Annotated in this window: 20 protein-coding genes and 7 pseudogenes; 10 read left to right on the top strand and 17 right to left on the bottom strand. The window is 39.9% G+C overall.

Translation table 11 applies throughout. The features are described from left to right. Window positions 1–39 precede the first annotated feature (39 nt). Window positions 40–1,115 (bottom strand): IS3 family transposase gene (locus tag ACO1B7_RS18390; RefSeq protein WP_115736950.1). Its coding sequence is split into 2 segments (ribosomal slippage): window positions 40–863 and window positions 863–1,115, totalling 1,077 coding nucleotides; the frame shifts between segments, so codons are not numbered across the junction. Between the two features lie 64 nt (window positions 1,116–1,179). Beyond that, window positions 1,180–1,287, bottom strand: a pseudogene (locus tag ACO1B7_RS18385) (site-specific integrase); the annotation flags it as partial. A 252-nt stretch (window positions 1,288–1,539) separates the two neighbouring features. On the opposite strand from ACO1B7_RS18385, the gene ACO1B7_RS18380 reads away from it, so the two are divergent. The 4 genes and pseudogenes from ACO1B7_RS18380 (at window position 1,540) to ACO1B7_RS18365 (ending at window position 6,017) form a co-directional block, all read left to right on the top strand. After that, window positions 1,540–2,874, top strand: coding sequence for an ISNCY family transposase (locus ACO1B7_RS18380; RefSeq protein ID WP_423090471.1), 1,335 nt, complete (start codon window positions 1,540–1,542; stop codon window positions 2,872–2,874). Window positions 2,875–3,061: 187 nt separating this feature from the next. Further along, window positions 3,062–4,180: a Fic family protein gene (locus ACO1B7_RS18375; protein ID WP_180087649.1), complete on the top strand. Its 1,119-nt coding sequence runs from the start codon at window positions 3,062–3,064 to the stop codon at window positions 4,178–4,180. 572 nt (window positions 4,181–4,752) lie between these two features. Beyond that, window positions 4,753–5,518: pseudogene (locus ACO1B7_RS18370) on the top strand (IS5-like element ISAba31 family transposase). A 187-nt stretch (window positions 5,519–5,705) separates the two neighbouring features. Next, window positions 5,706–6,017 (top strand): hypothetical protein, encoded by a 312-nt coding sequence (locus ACO1B7_RS18365; protein ID WP_423090470.1) that lies wholly within the window; start codon window positions 5,706–5,708, stop codon window positions 6,015–6,017. A 415-nt stretch (window positions 6,018–6,432) separates the two neighbouring features. Here the strand turns inward: ACO1B7_RS18365 and ACO1B7_RS18360 are convergent, their stop codons facing one another. The 3 genes from ACO1B7_RS18360 to ACO1B7_RS18350 form a co-directional block, all read right to left on the bottom strand. Next, entirely contained in the window at window positions 6,433–8,016 is a 1,584-nt protein-coding gene (locus tag ACO1B7_RS18360; RefSeq protein ID WP_005080957.1) for an IS66-like element ISAba25 family transposase, read from the bottom strand. A 74-nt stretch (window positions 8,017–8,090) separates the two neighbouring features. Further along, window positions 8,091–8,426, bottom strand: a complete 336-nt coding sequence (tnpB, locus tag ACO1B7_RS18355) for an IS66 family insertion sequence element accessory protein TnpB (protein WP_000618091.1) — start codon at window positions 8,424–8,426, stop codon at window positions 8,091–8,093. Continuing rightward, on the bottom strand, window positions 8,423–8,806 hold the full coding sequence (locus tag ACO1B7_RS18350; protein ID WP_001055585.1) for a transposase: 384 nt from the start codon (window positions 8,804–8,806) through the stop codon (window positions 8,423–8,425). Before ACO1B7_RS18350 ends, tnpB (ACO1B7_RS18355) begins: the two co-directional genes overlap by 4 nt. Window positions 8,807–9,033: 227 nt before the next feature. On the opposite strand from ACO1B7_RS18350, the gene ACO1B7_RS18345 reads away from it, so the two are divergent. The 3 genes from ACO1B7_RS18345 to ACO1B7_RS18335 all read left to right on the top strand — a co-directional run bounded on the left by ACO1B7_RS18345 (window position 9,034) and on the right by ACO1B7_RS18335 (window position 10,227). Then, window positions 9,034–9,360 (top strand): hypothetical protein, encoded by a 327-nt coding sequence (locus ACO1B7_RS18345; RefSeq protein WP_423090469.1) that lies wholly within the window; start codon window positions 9,034–9,036, stop codon window positions 9,358–9,360. A 278-nt stretch (window positions 9,361–9,638) separates the two neighbouring features. Then, window positions 9,639–9,926 carry a BrnT family toxin gene (locus ACO1B7_RS18340; RefSeq protein WP_180039136.1) on the top strand — a complete coding sequence of 96 codons (288 nt, stop codon included), beginning with the start codon at window positions 9,639–9,641 and terminating at the stop codon, window positions 9,924–9,926. Beyond that, the gene (locus ACO1B7_RS18335) at window positions 9,913–10,227 is read left to right on the top strand and encodes a BrnA antitoxin family protein (RefSeq protein WP_180039137.1); all 315 of its coding nucleotides are present in this window, start codon (window positions 9,913–9,915) and stop codon (window positions 10,225–10,227) included. The genes ACO1B7_RS18340 and ACO1B7_RS18335 overlap by 14 nt, the downstream gene beginning before the upstream one ends. Window positions 10,228–10,533: 306 nt before the next feature. Here ACO1B7_RS18335 and tnpC read toward each other — a convergent pair whose 3' ends face one another. From tnpC to ACO1B7_RS18295, 8 genes are all read right to left on the bottom strand, one after another. Continuing rightward, window positions 10,534–12,138 carry an IS66 family transposase gene (gene tnpC, locus ACO1B7_RS18330; protein ID WP_004733110.1) on the bottom strand — a complete coding sequence of 535 codons (1,605 nt, stop codon included), beginning with the start codon at window positions 12,136–12,138 and terminating at the stop codon, window positions 10,534–10,536. Window positions 12,139–12,212: 74 nt separating this feature from the next. Beyond that, window positions 12,213–12,548 (bottom strand): IS66 family insertion sequence element accessory protein TnpB, encoded by a 336-nt coding sequence (gene tnpB / locus ACO1B7_RS18325; RefSeq protein ID WP_005232274.1) that lies wholly within the window; start codon window positions 12,546–12,548, stop codon window positions 12,213–12,215. After that, window positions 12,545–12,928 carry an IS66-like element accessory protein TnpA gene (tnpA, locus tag ACO1B7_RS18320; RefSeq protein ID WP_004733109.1) on the bottom strand — a complete coding sequence of 128 codons (384 nt, stop codon included), beginning with the start codon at window positions 12,926–12,928 and terminating at the stop codon, window positions 12,545–12,547. Before tnpA ends, tnpB (ACO1B7_RS18325) begins: the two co-directional genes overlap by 4 nt. Before the next feature lie 82 nt (window positions 12,929–13,010). Beyond that, window positions 13,011–13,190, bottom strand: coding sequence for a hypothetical protein (locus ACO1B7_RS18315; protein WP_423090468.1), 180 nt, complete (start codon window positions 13,188–13,190; stop codon window positions 13,011–13,013). Between the two features lie 72 nt (window positions 13,191–13,262). Further along, the gene (locus ACO1B7_RS18310) at window positions 13,263–13,556 is read right to left on the bottom strand and encodes a type II toxin-antitoxin system RelE family toxin (protein ID WP_004733298.1); all 294 of its coding nucleotides are present in this window, start codon (window positions 13,554–13,556) and stop codon (window positions 13,263–13,265) included. Beyond that, window positions 13,546–13,791, bottom strand: coding sequence for a type II toxin-antitoxin system RelB/DinJ family antitoxin (locus ACO1B7_RS18305; RefSeq protein WP_070154357.1), 246 nt, complete (start codon window positions 13,789–13,791; stop codon window positions 13,546–13,548). Before ACO1B7_RS18305 ends, ACO1B7_RS18310 begins: the two co-directional genes overlap by 11 nt. Before the next feature lie 169 nt (window positions 13,792–13,960). Next, window positions 13,961–14,287 carry a hypothetical protein gene (locus ACO1B7_RS18300; RefSeq protein ID WP_004797785.1) on the bottom strand — a complete coding sequence of 109 codons (327 nt, stop codon included), beginning with the start codon at window positions 14,285–14,287 and terminating at the stop codon, window positions 13,961–13,963. Beyond that, entirely contained in the window at window positions 14,284–14,706 is a 423-nt protein-coding gene (locus ACO1B7_RS18295) for a hypothetical protein (protein WP_423090467.1), read from the bottom strand. Before ACO1B7_RS18295 ends, ACO1B7_RS18300 begins: the two co-directional genes overlap by 4 nt. A gap of 181 nt (window positions 14,707–14,887) precedes the next feature. On the opposite strand from ACO1B7_RS18295, the gene ACO1B7_RS18290 reads away from it, so the two are divergent. Next, window positions 14,888–15,133, top strand: coding sequence for a hypothetical protein (locus tag ACO1B7_RS18290; protein WP_423090466.1), 246 nt, complete (start codon window positions 14,888–14,890; stop codon window positions 15,131–15,133). 76 nt (window positions 15,134–15,209) lie between these two features. Here the strand turns inward: ACO1B7_RS18290 and ACO1B7_RS18285 are convergent, their stop codons facing one another. The 3 genes and pseudogenes from ACO1B7_RS18285 to ACO1B7_RS18275 all read right to left on the bottom strand — a co-directional run bounded on the left by ACO1B7_RS18285 (window position 15,210) and on the right by ACO1B7_RS18275 (window position 17,262). Then, window positions 15,210–15,500, bottom strand: a complete 291-nt coding sequence (locus ACO1B7_RS18285) for an addiction module antidote protein (RefSeq protein WP_180039173.1) — start codon at window positions 15,498–15,500, stop codon at window positions 15,210–15,212. A gap of 1 nt (window position 15,501) precedes the next feature. Next, window positions 15,502–15,799: pseudogene (locus tag ACO1B7_RS18280) on the bottom strand (type II toxin-antitoxin system RelE/ParE family toxin). A gap of 129 nt (window positions 15,800–15,928) precedes the next feature. Then, window positions 15,929–17,262, bottom strand: a pseudogene (locus ACO1B7_RS18275) (ISNCY family transposase). A 181-nt stretch (window positions 17,263–17,443) separates the two neighbouring features. Here ACO1B7_RS18275 and ACO1B7_RS18270 point away from each other — a divergent pair. Both ACO1B7_RS18270 and ACO1B7_RS18265 read left to right on the top strand, forming a co-directional pair. Further along, window positions 17,444–17,727: pseudogene (locus ACO1B7_RS18270) on the top strand (helix-turn-helix domain-containing protein); the annotation flags it as partial. After that, window positions 17,721–18,085 (top strand): annotated as a pseudogene (locus ACO1B7_RS18265) (IS3 family transposase); the annotation flags it as partial. The pseudogenes ACO1B7_RS18270 and ACO1B7_RS18265, both read left to right, overlap by 7 nt. A 75-nt stretch (window positions 18,086–18,160) precedes the next feature. Here ACO1B7_RS18265 and ACO1B7_RS18260 read toward each other — a convergent pair. Beyond that, a pseudogene (locus tag ACO1B7_RS18260) lies at window positions 18,161–18,926 on the bottom strand (IS5-like element ISAba31 family transposase). Between the last annotated feature and the right edge of the window lie 188 nt (window positions 18,927–19,114).

Raw genomic sequence — 19,114 nt, 5'->3', positions numbered from 1 at the left:
GGTAATCCTCCCATTAATAACCGAAGTTAAAAGTAGAGGTTAAGCAGCCATTAGAGGTGGCCTTCCTTTGTTTGCTTGGTGTGGTCTTTCATGGTTGTAATGCCACAGCCAGTTTGTTGCATAATCTTGTACTTCATCCAAAGTATCAAATAAATGTTTGCTCAGCCAACTATAACGTATAGTCCGATTATAGCGTTCAATATACGCATTCTGCTGTGGTTTACCTGGTTGAATATATTCAATACGAATACCTTGTTCAGTTGCCCAGCGTACAAATTCGTGACTGATAAACTCCGGGCCATTGTCACACCGAATAACTAACAGTTTTTCTCGCCATTCCAATAACTGATTCAATGTGTGAATAACCCTGATCGTGGGTAATGAGAATCCTGCTTCAATAGTCAAACCTTCTCGACGGTAATCATCAATCACATTCAACAATCGGAACTTACGACTATCGATCAGCTGGTCATGCATAAAATCCAGTGACCAGACCTGATTTGCCCGGATCGGCTCTTTCAGTGGTTCTGGTGCATGCCGTTTTAGTCTTCTTCTCGGTTTAATGCGCAGATTCAGTGCTAACTCACAGTAAATGCGATAAACACGCTTATGATTCCAAACATGGTTTTCAACATGACGTAGATAAGAGAAACACAGACCAAAACCCCAATCTGTATTTTCTTCAGTGAGCTCAATGAGCTGTTCTGCAATTAATGTATTGTCATCGTTTAACTTGGATTGATAACGGTAGCAGGTTTCACTGATACTAAATCCTCGGCAAGCCAAACGAATGCTAATCGCATAGTGGGCAACTGCCTGTTGTGCCATCTTACGTCGGCAAGATGGCCTCACCACTTTTTTGCCATCGCTTCCTGAATGATCTCTGCCTTTAAGCGTTCTTCAGCATACATCTTTTTAAGTCTGGTATTTTCTGCTTCCAGTTCTTTGAGTTTTGCCATTAATGATGTATCCATACCGCCATATTTGGCACGCCATTTATAGAAGGTCGCGTTACTCATACCGTGTTCACGACAAAGGGCGGCTACAGGTGTGCCAGACTCCGCCTGTTTCAAAATGGACATGATCTGACTGTCAGTAAATTTAGATGTTTTCATGCAGAATCTCCTGCCTATACTTTAAGAGAAAATTCTACTTTTAGGTCCTATTGTTTTTAGGAGGGATTACTGGGTACAAACATGGACATGATGAATCCAGATCAAACAAAAGAATAATTTGATTTTCGTTTGAAACTTTCTTTTCCAAATGAATTGTTTTTAAAGCAAACATAGTAAAGTTTATGAAGTATTCTTAAGGTCAACATATCATATTTTATGAGTAAAATAGAAATCACTTAAGTTATTGAATTTTGGTTTAAGAAAGAAGGATATGAAGTTATTGTTAGGTGTATCGGATTTAACATAATCAATATTATACGAAATCAGTGTGTGTTAGAAACCATTTAAAGTGTCTATATTCTCACCAATAAAAATGTCTAGTTTATGATGGTTTTTACCATCATGGACTGGATATAAATTAGAGATGTTGATCACTATGTCTGACAAGGAAATTCAACGTCTTGCAGTTCTGCAAGACGTTCGAGATCATCGTATTATCCAGGTCCGTGCTGCTGAAATCCTGAATCTTTCCACTCGTCAAATTACCCGGTTATTGCAGAAACTCAATCAAGACGGTGTTTCAGGTCTGGCACATGCTAGTCGTGGTCAACCTGGCCATCATCGCCATGATGAGTTATTAAAATCAAAATGTCTTTCCATTATTTCTGAACATCTGCTGGGCTTTGGACCTACCTTGGCGCATGAGAAGCTCAGCAGCATATTTGACCTGAATATCCCGGTAGAAACGGTTCGGCGCTGGATGATGGCCAATGACCTCTGGATTCCGCGATCCAAGCGCCTTAAACGTCCATATCAGCCACGTTATAACCGGGATTGCTTCGGTGAGCTGATCCAGATTGATGGCTCATATCATGACTGGTTCGAAGGACGCGCTGCTAAGTGCTGTTTATTGGTGTATATCGATGATACCACTGGAAAGCTGTTGCATCTACGCTTCTGTGAGGCGGAAACCACCTTCGACTATATGCTTTCAACCCGAGCCTACATTGAACAATACGGCAAACCTCTGGCCTTTTATAGCGACAAACATTCGGTATTCAGAGTTAATCAGAAATCCAGGAAAGACAGCCAGATCACGCAATTTGGGCGGATTCTGAACGAGTTAAATATTGATATTATCTTTGCCAACTCACCACAGGCTAAAGGTCGCGTAGAACGCGCGAATAGAACCCTTCAAGACCGTTTGATCAAGGAGATGCGTCTGGAAGGCATCAGTTCAATTGCCGAAGCCAATGCATGGCTACCCTGCTTCATTGAGCACTTCAATCAGAAGTTTGCCAAGTGTGCGAGAAACTCGAAGAATTTACATCGATCTTTAACGGAATCTGATGCTGAGCTGGAGGATATATTCACTTGGCAGGAACCGCGTAAGGTCACGAAGAACCTAACCATCACCTATGACAAGTGTATTTATCTGCTTGAACCGACAGAGCTGAATCATAAGCTTGTTGGGCAATACATTTCATTTCTGGAGTACCCGGATGGCACTGTGGCCCTCATGCATGAAGGACGGAAGATCAACTATAGCGTCTTCAATAAACTGGCTGGACTACAGCAGAATGAAGTGGTTGAGAATAAAAGATTAGGCTCAGTTCTGGCGCATATCCAGCAACAACATGAAGAGTTGGAGAAACAGAATAAACGTTCCCGTCTCAAGAAAAGTATGCCGAGTCGTAAAGCTCAGAAAGCTGTTATTGAACAAAGAAATTTAAATCCTGTGCTTGACTCTTGTGGTTAAAAACAGGACATTTTAAATGGTTTATCACATAGACATTTTAATTGGTGAATAACACAAAATGTAAGCCCCAAGTAGAACTGTTCTCGATAAATAATGAGCTAATTAACAGTACAAATTCGGCTCACAATATGAGTCGAATTTGTGCTATATTTAACTCATCTTAGATTTTAGATGAGAGAGATTGAAAATGCAGAAATGGATTTGGCAAGCAGAAAACTGGACAAATTTCACATGGCAGGATTCAACTATCTTACCTAAAACCAGACAGATACATCAAAAAATAGGAATTCTTCTTGGACAAAGTCAGCATGATTTAGCGAAAGAACAATTCACTCTAGATACTCTACTTGCCAATCTCGTTGCTTCATCAGCAATTGAAAATGAAACCCTCAATGTTTTTTCATTGCGATCATCTTTAGCCCAACGCTTGGGTGTCACTCTTGAACAGCCTTATCCAAGCTCAGATCGATCAGAAGGTTTAGCCAATATCATGCTGGATGCGCTGAACGATGTTAAGCAACCACTGACTGTTGAGCGCCTCATGCAATGGCATCGTTGGCTTTTCAATGACCCCGACTGGACAATGCAACGTTTACGCATTGGTCAACTGAGGGGATCAGAGCCTATGCAGGTCGTTTCAGGTCGATTGGATTACCCTAAAGTGCATTTTGAAGCACCGCCAAGAGAAGGCTTAGAAGAACGCTTACATACCTTCATAGCGTGGTTTAATCAGAGTCTGAATGATTCATTGCTTGATCCTCTGTTACGTGCAGGCATTACCCATTTATGGTTTGTTACCCTACATCCTTTTGATGATGGTAATGGCCGTATTACACGTACACTTACAGACCTTGCTCTAGCTCAAATGGATGAGCAAAGTATCCGTTTGTATGCAATGTCTACTGCGATATTAAATAAACGTAAAAGTTACTATGAGATATTAGAACAAACTCAAAAAAATGATTCTGATATCACAGATTGGCTGATTTGGTTTCTAGACACGTTGAATGAAAGCCTTGAAAAAACCTTAGCGCAGATCAGTCGAACATTGTTTAAAAGTCAATTTTGGCATAAATATTCAAATTTAGCCCTGGGTGAAGAACAACGTAAAGTTCTACATCGTTTATTAGACGGTGGCGAAAATGGCTTTGAACATGGTATTAGTGCTTCGCAATATCAAAAGGTTGCTAAAGTCAGTAAGGCAACGGCTACTCGCCACTTATCAGACTTACTTGAGAAAGAATGTATCGTTAAATTAGAAGGTGGTGGACGTAATACACGCTATCAGATCAATACCCAGTTATAGATATTCTAAGCAATAAAAAACCCCGGCATCCTGCCGGGGTTTTTCGTATTGGTTCGCTCGGTATAACTCCTGTCCTACCTTACAGTCCTTGTGCTTATCTATTGTTATTCTTATATGGAACTTCCTGTTCCCGATGAGTTCATAATAGTAAAATTCCAGTCATTCCGGATAGCAGCAAAGGGCCGAGATTGATGTGAGCCAAAACGTACAAAATAGCCTAAATTTTATCCACAAAAAATGTGGATAATTTTGGACATTGAGGCATTGATAAAATTTGAAAAATCTCAAAATTGATTACTTTTTAAACAAAATTATTGGCAAGAACTATCAAAAACGATCATAAAAAAGCCGAGTTGTTTCCAAGTCAGCTTTTCGACATCGTCGAGCATTATCACTATAACACAAGTATTTGATTTTTATGTGTTTAAAATATGAATTTCGTATAACCGCCATTATGTTAAATGTGATAAAGAATAGATAATAAAATTTAATTAGGGTGTGTTGACACTTTTAGCTTAAAAAAATAGCGAAGTAGTAAAATCAAATAGCCAAACCCAATTTTACTATTCGCTATGCCTCGTACCATGCTGACAGATCAACACTGGCAAAAGTTGAAAGTTATTCTGCGTAATTTATCCATTCACCACAACTCAAATTTACGCAATTTTATTGAAGCTATTCTCTATAGAATTAGAACAGGCTGTCCGTGGCGAGATATTCCTTGCTGTTTTGGTCATTCAAACTCTATTTTCAAACGTTTTAATCGTTGGTCAAGCAGCGGTAAGTTACTTAGATTATTCAAATTACTAGCCTCATGCCCCGATATGGAGTGGATTTTTATTGATGGCTCTCATGTACGTGCTCATCAACATTCTGCCGGTATAGCGAATCAATCTATTTCTAAAAGTGTAGGAGGAAACTCCTCAAAAATACATTTGATTGTTGATGCACATGGCAATCCTATTGATTTCGTGATTACCGATGGAACCACACATGATGTTAAAGTTGCACCTGATTTAATATCAACATTAGATTTAAAAGAGACAAAAGTGGTATGTGCAGATAAAGGCTATGATTCAGAACCACTGCGTGAACAGATCAGGAAAACAGGGACTAAAGCGAATATACCAAAGAAAACAAATAGCCAATCGAACAATGACCATATGGACTGGTATTTATATAAAATCAGGCATTTAGTTGAAAATATGTTTTGTAGATTAAAGCAATTTAGAGGAATAGCTACTCGATATGACAAGCTCAAAAGAAATTATCAAAGTTCTGTTGCTTTAGCCTGTATATTTTTATGGCTACCTTTATAGGGTTAATTATGAACAGTAAATGTCAACAGAACCTAATGAGACATAATCTGTCGTGTATTTTTTAAACAGCACACAATAAATGGTTTAAAAATAGTAATGTACTCTAATAAATTTTTTATTATCAATATCTAAGAGTTATAGAGCTATGTCACGACCAGAAATACCAAATTTAAGAACTTGGCCACGCAATTTAAGTACCTCCCAATATGGTGGATTATCTACATCTCAGTATGGCGGAATGTCCACGTCTCAATATGGTGGAATGTCCACGTCTCAGTATGGCGGAATGTCCACGTCCCATTATGGTGGAATGTCCACGTCTCAGTATGGCGGATTGTCTACGTCCCAGTATGGCGGATTGTCTACGTCTCAGTATGGCGGATTGTCTACGTCTCAGTATGGCGGATTGTCCACGTCCCAGTATGGTGGACTGTCTACGTCTCAAGGAGGTGGCATGTCTACATCTTCAATTAATGTCTATAAAAGTAATATTCCACCTTGGCCAGTGTTTTTATTAGAACTAGAAACTAGAGGGTATCTTGCACAGGCTCAATTGATTAGAAGACATATTCCCTCATTCTTATATCCTGAAAATTTCTTTTAAATTTTTTATTAAATAAAAGGACATCTTAAATCGGTGTCTTTTTGAGATGTATGTAATTCTTACATTTTTAGGTAGGGGATATTTTGTATAACTCTTTCTCATTAAAGAAAGTTCTTGAGCTTTATGCTGCCATACCACTGATATTGATAGCTTTAGCTGGCACTTATAAGTTTGGTTACTTTTCTACGTTTGATGCTTTATGGATATTACCTTCTATATCCGCTTATAGCTTATTTTACTCAATTCTAATTACTACTTTATTGTTCGCTTTTGGGAGCATAATTTCTTTAATTTATTTGTAAGCGTCCGCTGAATCCCATACCTATTTTTTAATTCGATTTAGGTTTCCAGCAGTGCGGCAGCAATTCTTCAATTTGGGTCACTTTGTGTGTCGGTAACCTTTTCAGCACATCACTTAAATAGGCATACGGATCCAAGCCATTCAGCTTTGCTGACTGGATTAAAGTCATGATGTTTGCCGCTCGCTGACCACTGCGCAGCGAACCTGCAAACAGCCAGTTCTTGCGTCCCAACGCCCAGGGACGCATCTGATTCTCTACCCAATTGTTGCATATCGGTAGATTGCCATCATCCAGATAGCGGCTTAAGGCTGGCCAACGCTTCAGAGTGTAATTGATAGCCTTGGCGGTGGGAGAACTCGATGGCACTGTCAGATGATGTTGGTTGAGCCATTCATATAGTTGTTGCATCACTGGTTGACTATGCTGTTGTCGGTATTCGCGGCGGTCTTCCGCTGTACCATCGGTCTTTTTCCTGAGTTCTGCTTCTATCGCATACAGTTTCTGAATCAGCACTAAGGCCTGTTCAGCAACCTGACTTTTCCCAGTTACATGCAGTTCATGGAATTTACGACGTGCATGGGCCATGCACCCCACCTCAATCACCTGGCCTGATTTAAAACGTGCTTTATAACCACTGTAATCATCACAGACTAGATAGCCCTGCCAGCCTTTCAAGAACTCTTCAGCATGCTGGCCTGAACGACTATCCTGAAAGTCATAGATCACCGCCTGAACTGGATTATACTGTGTGGTGGCATAGGCCCAGACATAACCTTTCTTCGGTTTTTTATTATTCTCACCCATCCGCATGATGGTGACCGGTGTTTCATCTGCATGCAGCACCCGCTGTTGCAGCACCACCTCTTTTAAGGCATTGGCCAGAGGTTCCAGTTCTACACCGCAGCGACCTATCCAGTCAGATAAAGTGGATCTGGACAGATCAATGCCAGCCCGCTGATAGATCAGGCGCTGACGGTACAGCGGCAAATGATCGGCATACTTCGATACCAGCACATGGCTGAGCAATTCAGGTGAAGCAATGCCTTTATCAATCACATAGGCGGGCATCGCTTGCTGAGTTAGAGTGTCACACTGATCACAGACCCATTTACCACGCACATGCTGTTCCTTATAGAACTGTGCCGGTCTGAAATGCAGTTTTTCACTGACATCTTCGCCGATACGACGGAGTTGGCAGCCACAAGCACATTGGGTTGATGCAGGTTCATGCTCAATACGGATGGTGTGTAGATGATCTGGCAGTGGTCGACGTTTAGGTTTATTGGTTTTGGCTTTCTGTGTCGCTGCATTGGTTTTATCTGCATTTAGCCGTTCCAGTTCTAGATCAACCGCGGCAATATCTTCTTCAACCGCTTCATCCCACAGATGGATTTGTTTTGCCGTTAAGTGTTCATTCTTTTGGGCGAATTTGTGCTTTTTAAACAGCGCCAGTTCATGCTCGTATTTTTGATTGAGAATAGAAAGATGTTGAACTTTGGCATCCAATTGTTGGTTTGATTGTGCTAGAGACTGATGCTGCAGCGCCAACTGCCTGGTGAATTCCAGCAGTTGTTCATGGGTCAGTTGGCTTAAGTCAGGCAGCGTATTCATGACCGCAGTATGCCTGAGGTCATGAGAAGAATGAAATAGAACGTTTGGAGAATAGCAGAATGGTCGAGCCTGGTTTAAAGCATCGTCACCACCTGCTGTCGTCCAATGCGCTGCCAGGGCAAACCTTGGATCAGTGCCTGTAACTGTTCCGGGCTGAGGGCCACGGTTTCACCTTGGTGAACTTGAGCCCAGTGAAATTTGCCCTGTTCCAGCCGCCGGGCACACAGCCAGATGCCCAATCCATCATGTACCAGCACTTTCATGCGATGGCCACGTTTATTACAGAACAGGTAAGCACAATGCGGTTTGATGTAGCCAAAGGCTCTCACCACCTGAGCCATGGTCGTATCCATACCTGCACGCATGTCCATGGGCTGAGTAGACAACCAGATTTCATCAATGCGGATCATGTTGCAAGTGCCTTGAGTAATTCTGCCAAGGCAGGTATTTCTGATGTCTGCCATTTTAGCTGAATATCATTATTCGTATGAGGCACGGTGATACACAACGTGATCCTCTCATCAATAGGTTGGCTGATTGCAGCAGTGTAAGGCAAAGCAATAAATGCTGGATTCACATGAGTAGGATCCTGCACGGCACCCTCATGATGGCTGAAGATCCTGATCCAACGACTGACAAGGTTGGCATTAATACTATGTTGCAGTGCGACCGAAGCGATCGAGGTATTAGGATTTTTGCAGGCATTGACAATACTGAGTTTGAATTCTTTGCTGTATTTTCGGCGTTTTTTAGCAACAGGAGGTGTTGCTGAATATATATCCATGTTCATGGATTAAGTCCCCACTTGTTTTTAGGTGGGAACTAAATTAAGGCTTATAGGATCGCTTGGTAAGGCTGTGTTAGCCGGATGCTTACATTTATTTATCTATTTCTGCATGGGTAGGTCACTCATATTTACTGATTTTTTCCGTACTATTTATAACAATATCCATATTCCTGATAGGAAGAGAGACATCAATTGCCTTATCAACTAAGTTAATTCCGCTTTATTTTGGTGTGTTTTATTATTCCTATGTACATAGTTCTATATTTGGAGGACAGATAGAGCAATACTTTAGCTCCCCTTTAGTACTATTTTTAACGATTATTGCTTTTGGTGGTATGTTCGGAAGTGGTATGAACGATGCAAATAAAGCCATTAATAATAAAACACTCCCAATAGTATTGTTTGATCAGCAAACGTCATATCCAAGTGATCAGTCTGATTGGAGACTATTAGAAGCAATAGATACCAGATTTGTTTTGATTAATCTTAAAAATAGAACAGATTATGGCTATGAAATAAAAGTAGTTGAATACAGTAAAGTTGACAGTATCTATTAATTTAATAGCTATCAATTTTATAACGACTTTATATTTTTCCTAAAATTAACATAATACACCTTATACGAAACGCGATTGTAATAATCATTTAATATCAATTATTTATATTAAAATAGAAAACTCAAAAAACAGCAAAAATCCGGCTTGGAAACAAGTCGGATTTTTTATGAGCGGTTTTGATAGTTCTTGCCAATAATTTTGACTGAAAATTACACTTATTACCTTGAGTGATACAAATATGTGATACATTATTGTATATACAAATTTGAATGTTTTTTATGGAACAGTATTTCGAATGGGATGAGGCAAAGAATCGAAAGAATCAGCAAAAGCACGATGTCTCTTTCGAAACAGCAAGCCTTATTTTTGAAGATCCGCTAAGGATCTCAATTCAAGACAGACATACCGATGGTGAAGAACGTTGGCAAACCATTGGAAAAGTAAAAGGTGTACTAATGCTACTAGTAGCCCACACCATCTTTGATGAAGATGACTGTGAAATCATACGAATCATTAGTGCAAGACAGGTAACTAAGGCGGAGCGAAATCAATATGAGCATGGTTAGATATACACGCAAAGAGCTGAATGAAAATTTCAGCGACAAGCAAAATGCTGAAATTAAACGTCTCCTTGCTAAGGGAACTGTATCTGATGATCAATTAGATCTGTCTGATATTCCTGAAATCACCGACTGGAGTAAGGCAGTTCGTCATGGGCAATTTTATCGTCCAGTGAAGCAACAGACTTCTGTTCGCTTAGATGCTGATGTACTGGCATGGTTAAAAGCACAAGGGAAAGGCTATCAAACACGTATGAACAAAATTCTGCGTGAAGCAATGTTGGAAGATTTAAAGAATCATTCTTAAAAATGAAATGGGAGCAATAGCTCCCATTTTTATGTTAGCTTCGTATAAGTACCATTATGTTAAATAAAATTTATAAAAGGAAAAGTGCGCTTAAATTTTTCTGAGACATGTGGGTTGTTCTTTAGGTATTCAATGGATTGTTCTTGCGTAGAAATAGGGTCAAAAATATCTATTCCCCTTAGATAAGAAATGCCTTCTAACGCTATTTTTTCTGTTTTTGATAGCCTAGAGCTTGGTACAAATCCAATAACTGAATGAATCTTCGCTAATGAGTCGTAAGCGTCCGCTGAACCCCATGCCTATTTTTTAATTTGAGTTGGATTTCCAGCGATGTGGTAGTAATTCTTCTATTTGGGTCGCTTTATGCGTCGGCAGCCTTTTCAGCACATCACTGAGATAGGCATACGGATCCAACCCATTCAGCTTTGCTGACTGGATTAAAGTCATGATATTTGCCGCTCGCTGTCCACTGCGCAGCGAACCTGCAAACAACCAGTTCTTACGGCCCAATGCCCAGGGACGCATTGAGTTCTCTGCCCAGTTATTGTCAATGGGTAGATTGCCATCATCCAGATAGCGGCTTAAGGCTGGCCAACGCTTCAGACTGTAATTGATGGCCTTGGCGGTTGGAGAACTCGATGGCACCGTCAGATAATGTTGGTTGAGCCATTCATACAGTTGTTGCATCACCGGTTGGCTGTGCTGTTGTCGGTATTCGCGGCGGTGTTCTGCTGTACTATCGGTCTTTTTCCTGAGTTCTGCTTCTATCGCATACAGTTTCTGAATCATCAGTAATGCCTGTTCAGCGATCTGACTTTTCCCAGTCACATGTAGCTCATGGAATTTACGACGTGCATGCGCCATGCAGCCCACCTCAATGACATCGCCTGATTTAAAGCGTGCTTTATAACCACTGTAATCATCACAGACCAGATGGCCCTGCCAGCCATTCAGGAACTCTTCTGCATGCTGACCTGAACGGCTATCCTGAAAGTCATAGATCACCGCTTGAACTGGATTGTACTGTGTAGTGGCATAGGCCCAGACATAACCTTTCTTCGGTTTTTTCTCATCATCACCCATCCGCATGATGGTGACCGGCGTTTCATCGGCATGGATCACCCGCTGTTGCAGCACCACCTCTTTTAAGGCATTGGCCAGAGGCTCCAGTTCTACACCGCAGCGACCTATCCAGTCAGATAAAGTAGATCTGGACAGATCAATGCCCGCCCGCTGATAGATCAGGCGCTGACGGTACAGCGGCAAATGATCGGCATACTTCGATACCAGCACATGGCTGAGCAGTTCAGGTGAAGCAATGCCTTTATCAATCACATAGGCGGGCATCGCTTGCTGAGTCAGGGTGTCACACTGATCACAGACCCATTTGCCACGCACATGCTGTTCCTTATAGAACTGTGCCGGTCTGAAATGCAGTTTTTCACTGATATCTTCGCCGATACGACGTAACTGGCAGCCACAACTGCATTGGGTTGATGCAGGTTCATGCTCAATACGGATGGTGTGTAGATGATCCGGCAGCAGTCGACGTTTAGGTTTGTTGACTGTGGCTTTCTCTGTCGCTGCATCGGTTTTATCTGCATTCAGCCGCTCCAGTTCCAAATCAACTGCTGCGATATCCTCTTCAACCGCTTCGTCCCACAGATGGATTTGTTTTGCGGTGAGATGTTCGTTTTTACTGCCAAATTTGTGCTGTTTAAATAGTGCGAGCTCATGCTCGTATTTTTGAGTGAGAATGGAAAGATGTTGAACTTTGGCATCCAATTGCTGGTTTGATTTTTCTAATTCTTGATTTGATTGTGCCAGAGACTGATGCTGCATTGCCAACTGTCTGGTAAATTCCAGCAGTTGTTCATGGGTCAGTTGGCTTAAGTCTGGCAGCGTATTCATGACCGCAGTATGCCTGAGGTCATGACGCAGAGGAAATAGAACGTTTGGAGAATAGCAGAATGGACCAGCCTAGTTTAGAGCATCGTCACCACCTGCTGTCGTCCAATGCGCTGCCAAGGTAAACCCTGGATCAGTGCATGTAACTGTTCCGGACTGATCGCCATGCTTTCACCCTGGTGAACCTGCGCCCAGTGGAATTTTCCCTGTTCCAGCCGCCGGGCACACAGCCAGATGCCCAGTCCATCATGTACCAGCACTTTCATGCGATGGCCACGTTTATTACAGAACAGGTAAGCACAATGCGGTTTGATGTAGCCAAAGGCTCTCACCACCTGAGCCATGATAGTATCCATCCCTGCTCGCATATCCAGAGGTTGGGTAGAAAGCCAGATTTCATCAATGCGGATCATGTTGCAAGTGCCTTGAGTAATTCTGCTAAAGCAGATATTTCTGATACTTGCCATTTCAAGCCAATTTCTGCTTTTGAGTGGGGTAAAGTAATTTGAACCGTTAACATGTCAGTAGGAGTAGGATCTAATGGTGTAGAGCAAGATAAGGCAATAAATGCAGGTTTATTCGGTAGTGGTGAGCGATCATTCCCTGGCTTACCATCAATTAAGCGAATCCATTTGGATACAAGATTTGTATTCAATCCATGTTGCAAAGCGACCGAAGCAATTGAAACGTCCGGTGCTTTACAAGCCTGAACGATCTGCTGTTTAAATTCAGCACTGTATGTTCTTCGTTTTTTCGCAAGAGATGCGATGGATGTCTGGTGATTTGTAGTCATAAATTTTAGTCCCCACTTGTTTTTAAGTGGGGACTAAATTAAGGCTTATAGGATGAATTCATAAGGTGTGTTCAGCGGACGCTTACAATGAGTCCTCGAAATCTATAAGATCAAACATATAAAGTGGTATTTCATCTTGATTTAAATCGTTAATACAAAGCTCAATCCACTGTCTAAACTCATTTAGATTAATTGCTTCTGAAAATAGACACCCAATAGCAAATCCAAGATCAGAATTTTCTTCTTTATATATTTTCCACATACTTAATATTTTCTAAAATTAACATAATACACGTTATACGAAGCCAAAAATGGGGGCATGCAGCTCCCATTTTTAGTCTTTTATCCGCTTTTTTGCTTCATCATAAACAATGCTATCAGCTCGTTTTCCAACGGTAATTAGCAAAATAACTACCTGATCATCTTTGACCTGGTAAACAAGTCGGACACCAGCTTTTAATAATTTTATTTTATAGCAGCCTGCAAGATCACCTTTAAGCATATTCTTTGGAATATGTGGTTGCTCTATTACCTTAGCTAATTTTTTCTTGAATTGATCTCGTATAGCACTAGGAAGCTTTTCCCATTCTGCAGTGAAGTCCTTATGACGTAAAAGCTTATAAGTCATCTAATGTGACTTCCTCGAACATCTCTTTAGGATCATTAACACGTTTGCGAACAAGAGCTAATAAATCAGCATCTTCCTCTGAGAGTAAAGCTTTTTGTACTGGAAGCTTTCCAGTCGTAGCAATATATTCAAGAATATTAGTAAAGAACTCAGTAGGTGCAATTCCTTGTTCTTTTAGGATGGAATAAGACTTTTCTTTAAGGGCTTCATCGACCCTGAAATTAACAGTAGCCATCATTTTCCCATTTATTGAATGCATGAGAATATTGTAATGCAATATGCATTACAAAGATAGTTCGTATAACAACCACTATGTTAAATGGATAGTTGTTTAGTGGGAAAATCAAGTTTTTGAAATTTCAAATTGAAGTTTTTTCGTTCAATTAGTAATTGTAATTTATATTCTATTGAATAACTATTTCATAACTTTTCCTATCATATTTGGCTGCATACGTAGCTACTTCTTGATTAATCTCTTTATGATTTTTATCTAAATATGAAAAGATTATTGAATCCTCATTGTGCCGCTCGTAATTGATGGCGTATTTATATTCTGAATAAGGATAAAGAGTACCTAAGCTATAAGTTTTTTGAGCACTAATATAAGTTACTTTAAGGTCTGTAATTGGATAATCAGTCTGATTTTTAATAAAAATATATCCATCTTTTTCAAATGGCTGGCATCCTATAAGTAGAACTAATGTAAGACAGTAAAATAGGCTATTCTTCATTTTGGTAGTTCTTCAATTGGTCTTATGAGTCGATTAGTAACTATAACTTTTGAGGTATCACAGCTATGATCTACTTCAGTTATCCAAGAATAATTATTTTTTTCTAGAGGATAGGATTCTCCGCCTCCATATGCTGCTTTATCACCTAAAAAATAAGTATCCGAATCTACTTTTAGGCTCTTAGTTTCCGTATCCCAATCTAGAGTTTTTGTAGCAAAAATTGGCAGAACTTTAGAGCCATCAGCATGTTCTAGGTATAGGCATTTACCTTCCCTAATAAGCTTAGCTTCACTATAACTTGCATTATCTGCTCCCCCCGTATATTGAATACGTGGAACAACTATATTTGATTCAATTTTTTCTGTAACTGGACTGCAGGCTGCAAGTAAACTTAATAAAATAAATTCTAATCTTTTCATATTAAAGGAATTTTTTGAGAAATTAATAGAGAAATTAAAGCAAATTATTCCAAAAGGCTCTGATTAAAAATTGTTAAAATTAGTAGATATATGAGAGGAAATTATGAAAAATTTTTTATACTTCAATTGCTTATCTTTTATTTTTACTTATTTATCTTTGTTTTATCAGAAATATACATTAGTGGATCGTATAGTTGTAGACAAGCTTGGAAAAGTTAAAGTCATTGGAGGAGGATTTCCCTTACAGTTTTTAGTAGATGGTGAAGTATCTCCAGGTGGGAGTATAGCGCTAGATCCTTTAAATATTATTATAGGAATAGATCAATTTATCTTCTTATATTTTATTTTTGATTATTTGTTCTGGATAAGTGTTTTATTTGCTTTTTACATAATTTTGAAAAGGTACAAACTAAAACAGATTTTCTAAAATTAACATAATACACGTTATACGAATCTAAAAATGGGAGCCTTTAGCTCCCATTTTTACTATATTTTTTAAAGTCTTAGGCGTGTTGTACTTTGAGTTTTAAGCCTAAAGCATTCACTACACGATTAATCGTATCAAAACGTGGTGCTGAATCATGACGTAGGGCTTTGTAGAGTGCCTCACGCCCAATTCCTGCTTCTTTAGCGATTTGAGTCATGCCACGAGCTTTAGCAATAACACCAAGAGCATGAGCTAATTCAGCTGGATCATTCTCTTCAAGAACCATGTTGAGATACATCACAATATCTTCTTCAGTTTTGAGTGACTCAGCCATATCAAAACTTGGTAAATCAGCGACTCTAACCATTTTAATCCTCCAATGTTTTCGATAGTTTGACTGCACGATCGATGTCTTGTTGCTGAGTTGATTTATCTCCTCCACCAAGCATTACAATCACTACGTCACCATGTTGGATGTAATACATCCTCCACCCAGAACCGAAGAATTCTCTCATTTCCCAAACGCCATCTTGGAGAGGTTTGATGTCTCCCCCAATTTCCACGTTGAACCTTATCTAATCCACGATTCAAGTGAATACGAGTCATATTGTCTTTAATGCCATCCAACCATTCATCAAATTCTGGAAGACGTATAATTTCAAGCATGAGGATTCCTTATCTTCTCACTATATTGTATTTGATCGAATACAATATGCAATTAATCTATACGAACATCCATTATGTTAGAACCCATTTAAAGTGTCTATGCGATAAACCATTTAAAATCTCCTGTTTTTAACTGCAAGAGTCAAGCACAGGATTTAAATTTCTTTGTTCAATAACAGCTTTCTGAGCTTTACGACTCGGCATACTTTTCTTGGCCCGGGAACGTTTATTTTTTTTTCCAGTTCTTCATGCTGTTGTTGGATATGATTCAGAACAGCACCCAACCGTTTATTCTCAACAATCTCTCGCTGATTCAGCTGACTTAATTTATCGAAGAGGCTGTAATTGATCTTTCGGCCATCATGCATGATCGCCACAGTGCCATCCGGGTACTCCAGAAATGAAATGTATTGCTCAACAAGCTTATGATTTAGCTCTGTCGGTTCAAGCAGATAAATACACTTGTCATACGTGATGGTGAGGTTCTTCGTGACCTTACGCGTTTCCTGCCAGGTGAATATATCCTCCAACTCAGCATCAGATTCAGTTAGAGGACGATGTAAGTTCTTTGAATTTCGCGCACACTTGGCAAACTTCTGGTTGAACTGCTCAATAAAGCAGGGCAACCATGCATTGGCCTCAGCAATCGAACTGATGCCTTCCAGACGCATCTCCTTGATCAAACGGTCTTGAAGGGTTCTATTCGCGCGTTCTACGCGACCTTTAGCCTGTGGTGAGTTGGCAAAGATAATATCAATCCTTAACTCATTCAGAATCCGGCCAAATTGCGTGATTTTGCTGTCCTGGCTCGATTTCTGGTTCACTCGGAAGACCGAATGTTTATCGCTATAAAAGGCCAGAGGCTTACCGTATTGTTCAATGTAGGCTCGGGTTGAAAGCATATAGTCGAAGGTCGTTTCCGCCTCACAGAAGCGCAGATGCAACAGCTTTCCAGTGGCATCATCGATATAAACCAGCAAGCAGCACTTAGCAGCGCGTCCTTCAAACCAGTCATGATATGAGCCGTCAATCTGGATTAGCTCACCGAAGCAATCCCGGTTATAACGTGGCTGATATGGACGTTTAAGGCGCTTGGATCGTGGAATCCAGAGGTCATTTGCAGTCATCCAGCGCCGAAGCGTTTCTACCGGGATATTCAGGTCAAACATGCTGCTGAGCTTCTCATGGGCCAAGGTAGGTCCAAATCCCAGCAGATGTTCAGAAATAATGGAAAGAAATTTTGATTTTAATAAATCGTCATGGCGATGATGGCCCGGTTGACCACGACTGGCATGCGACATACTTGAAACACCATCTTGATTGAGCTTCTGTAATAACCGGGTAATTTGACGGGTTGAAAGATTAAGGATTTCAGCAGCACGGACTTGTGTAATACGATGATCTCGAACGTCTTGCAGAACAGCAAGACGTTGAATTTCTTTGTCAGACATAGTGATCAGCATCTATATTTCATATCCAGTCCATGATGGTGAAAACCATCATAAACTAGACATTTTTATTGGTGAGAATATAGACATTTTGAATGGGTTTTAACACAAATTGTAAGCCCAAAATAGAAATGTCCGCTTTTAGAATGTGCACTTTTGCAATTTCCTTAGCGGACGGTTTGATATGTTGGTGTCTATGTCGGATAAAGAACTTAAACGATTGTCGGTTTTGCAGGAAATCTGCGATCAACGCATAACTCAATCCCAGGCTGCTCAGCTACTTCTACTTCATATTTCAGAATGTCAGGTCAGACGCTTACTGCAGAAATACAAAGTTCAAGGTCCAGCTGCATTATAGCCCATACGGGTCGTGGCCAAACCAGCAATTCCAGGCTTTCTGAAGAACTCAGACTCAAGTGCCTCAATATTGTTTCTGATCAACTGCATGGTTTCGGACCAACCTTGGCGCATGAAAAGCTTATTCAACAGGAGTTATGGTTCATTCTGACCAAGGCAGTCAGTACTGTAGTCGTGCTTTTAGAGCGCTATTATTGACGAATAACTGTATTCAAAGTATGTCACGCAGTCTTGCGCAGTACACTGCTCATGTTGGGACAATGCAGTGACTGAAAGCTTCTTTCATACATTGAAAGGTCATGTAATCCATGGCAGTGTGTTTGCCACTCGAAAAGAAGCGAATGCTGTCTTGTTTGACTATATCGAGATTTATTACAATCGAATCAGAATACATTCTGCAAATGGCTGGTTAAGTCCTGAAGCCTTTGAACAAAAATATTGTAAGAATTTAGAGGGATCGAATGTCCACAATACTGTCTAGGATCAGATAAAGGATTCTGCATCTGAAAAAAGGCCTTTAGCTTAATTCTGAGCTTCGACTAGGGTCTGTTGACATTTACTGTTCATAATTAACCCTATAAAGGTAGCCATAAAAATATACAGGCTAAAGCAACAGAACTTTGATAATTTCTTTTGAGCTTGTCATATCGAGTAGCTATTCCTCTAAATTGCTTTAATCTACAAAACATATTTTCAACTAAATGCCTGATTTTATATAAATACCAGTCCATATGGTCATTGTTCGATTGGCTATTTGTTTTCTTTGGTATATTCGCTTTAGTCCCTGTTTTCCTGATCTGTTCACGCAGTGGTTCTGAATCATAGCCTTTATCTGCACATACCACTTTTGTCTCTTTTAAATCTAATGTTGATATTAAATCAGGTGCAACTTTAACATCATGTGTGGTTCCATCGGTAATCACGAAATCAATAGGATTGCCATGTGCATCAACAATCAAATGTATTTTTGAGGAGTTTCCTCCTACACTTTTAGAAATAGATTGATTCGCTATACCGGCAGAATGTTGATGAGCACGTACATGAGAGCCATCAATAAAAATCCACTCCATATCGGGGCATGAGGCTAGTAATTTGAATAATCTAAGTAACTTACCGCTGCTTGACCAACGATTAAAACGTTTGAAAATAGAGTTTGAATGACCAAAACAGCAAGGAATATCTCGCCACGGACAGCCTGTTCTAATTCTATAGAGAATAGCTTCAATAAAATTGCGTAAATTTGAGTTGTGGTGAATGGATAAATTACGCAGAATAACTTTCAACTTTTGCCAGTGTTGATCTGTCAGCATGGTACGAGGCATAGCGAATAGTAAAATTGGGTTTGGCTATTTGATTTTACTACTTCGCTATTTTTTAAGCTAAAAGTGTCAACACACCCTAATGACAAAATATAAGACTTCTACCTCTGAAAATTATAAAAAATCAATTTTTTTGATTTTTAAAGAATGAGGATATAGTATTTGTAAAATTACTTAGCTGCTTAAAACTT

Origin of the sequence: Acinetobacter lwoffii, assembly GCF_049367455.1 — a bacterium.
GTDB classification, from domain to species: Bacteria; Pseudomonadota; Gammaproteobacteria; order Pseudomonadales; family Moraxellaceae; genus Acinetobacter; species Acinetobacter lwoffii_W.
Note: the sequence above shows the minus strand (reverse complement) of the source record. Positions and strands in the feature narration are given on the sequence as shown.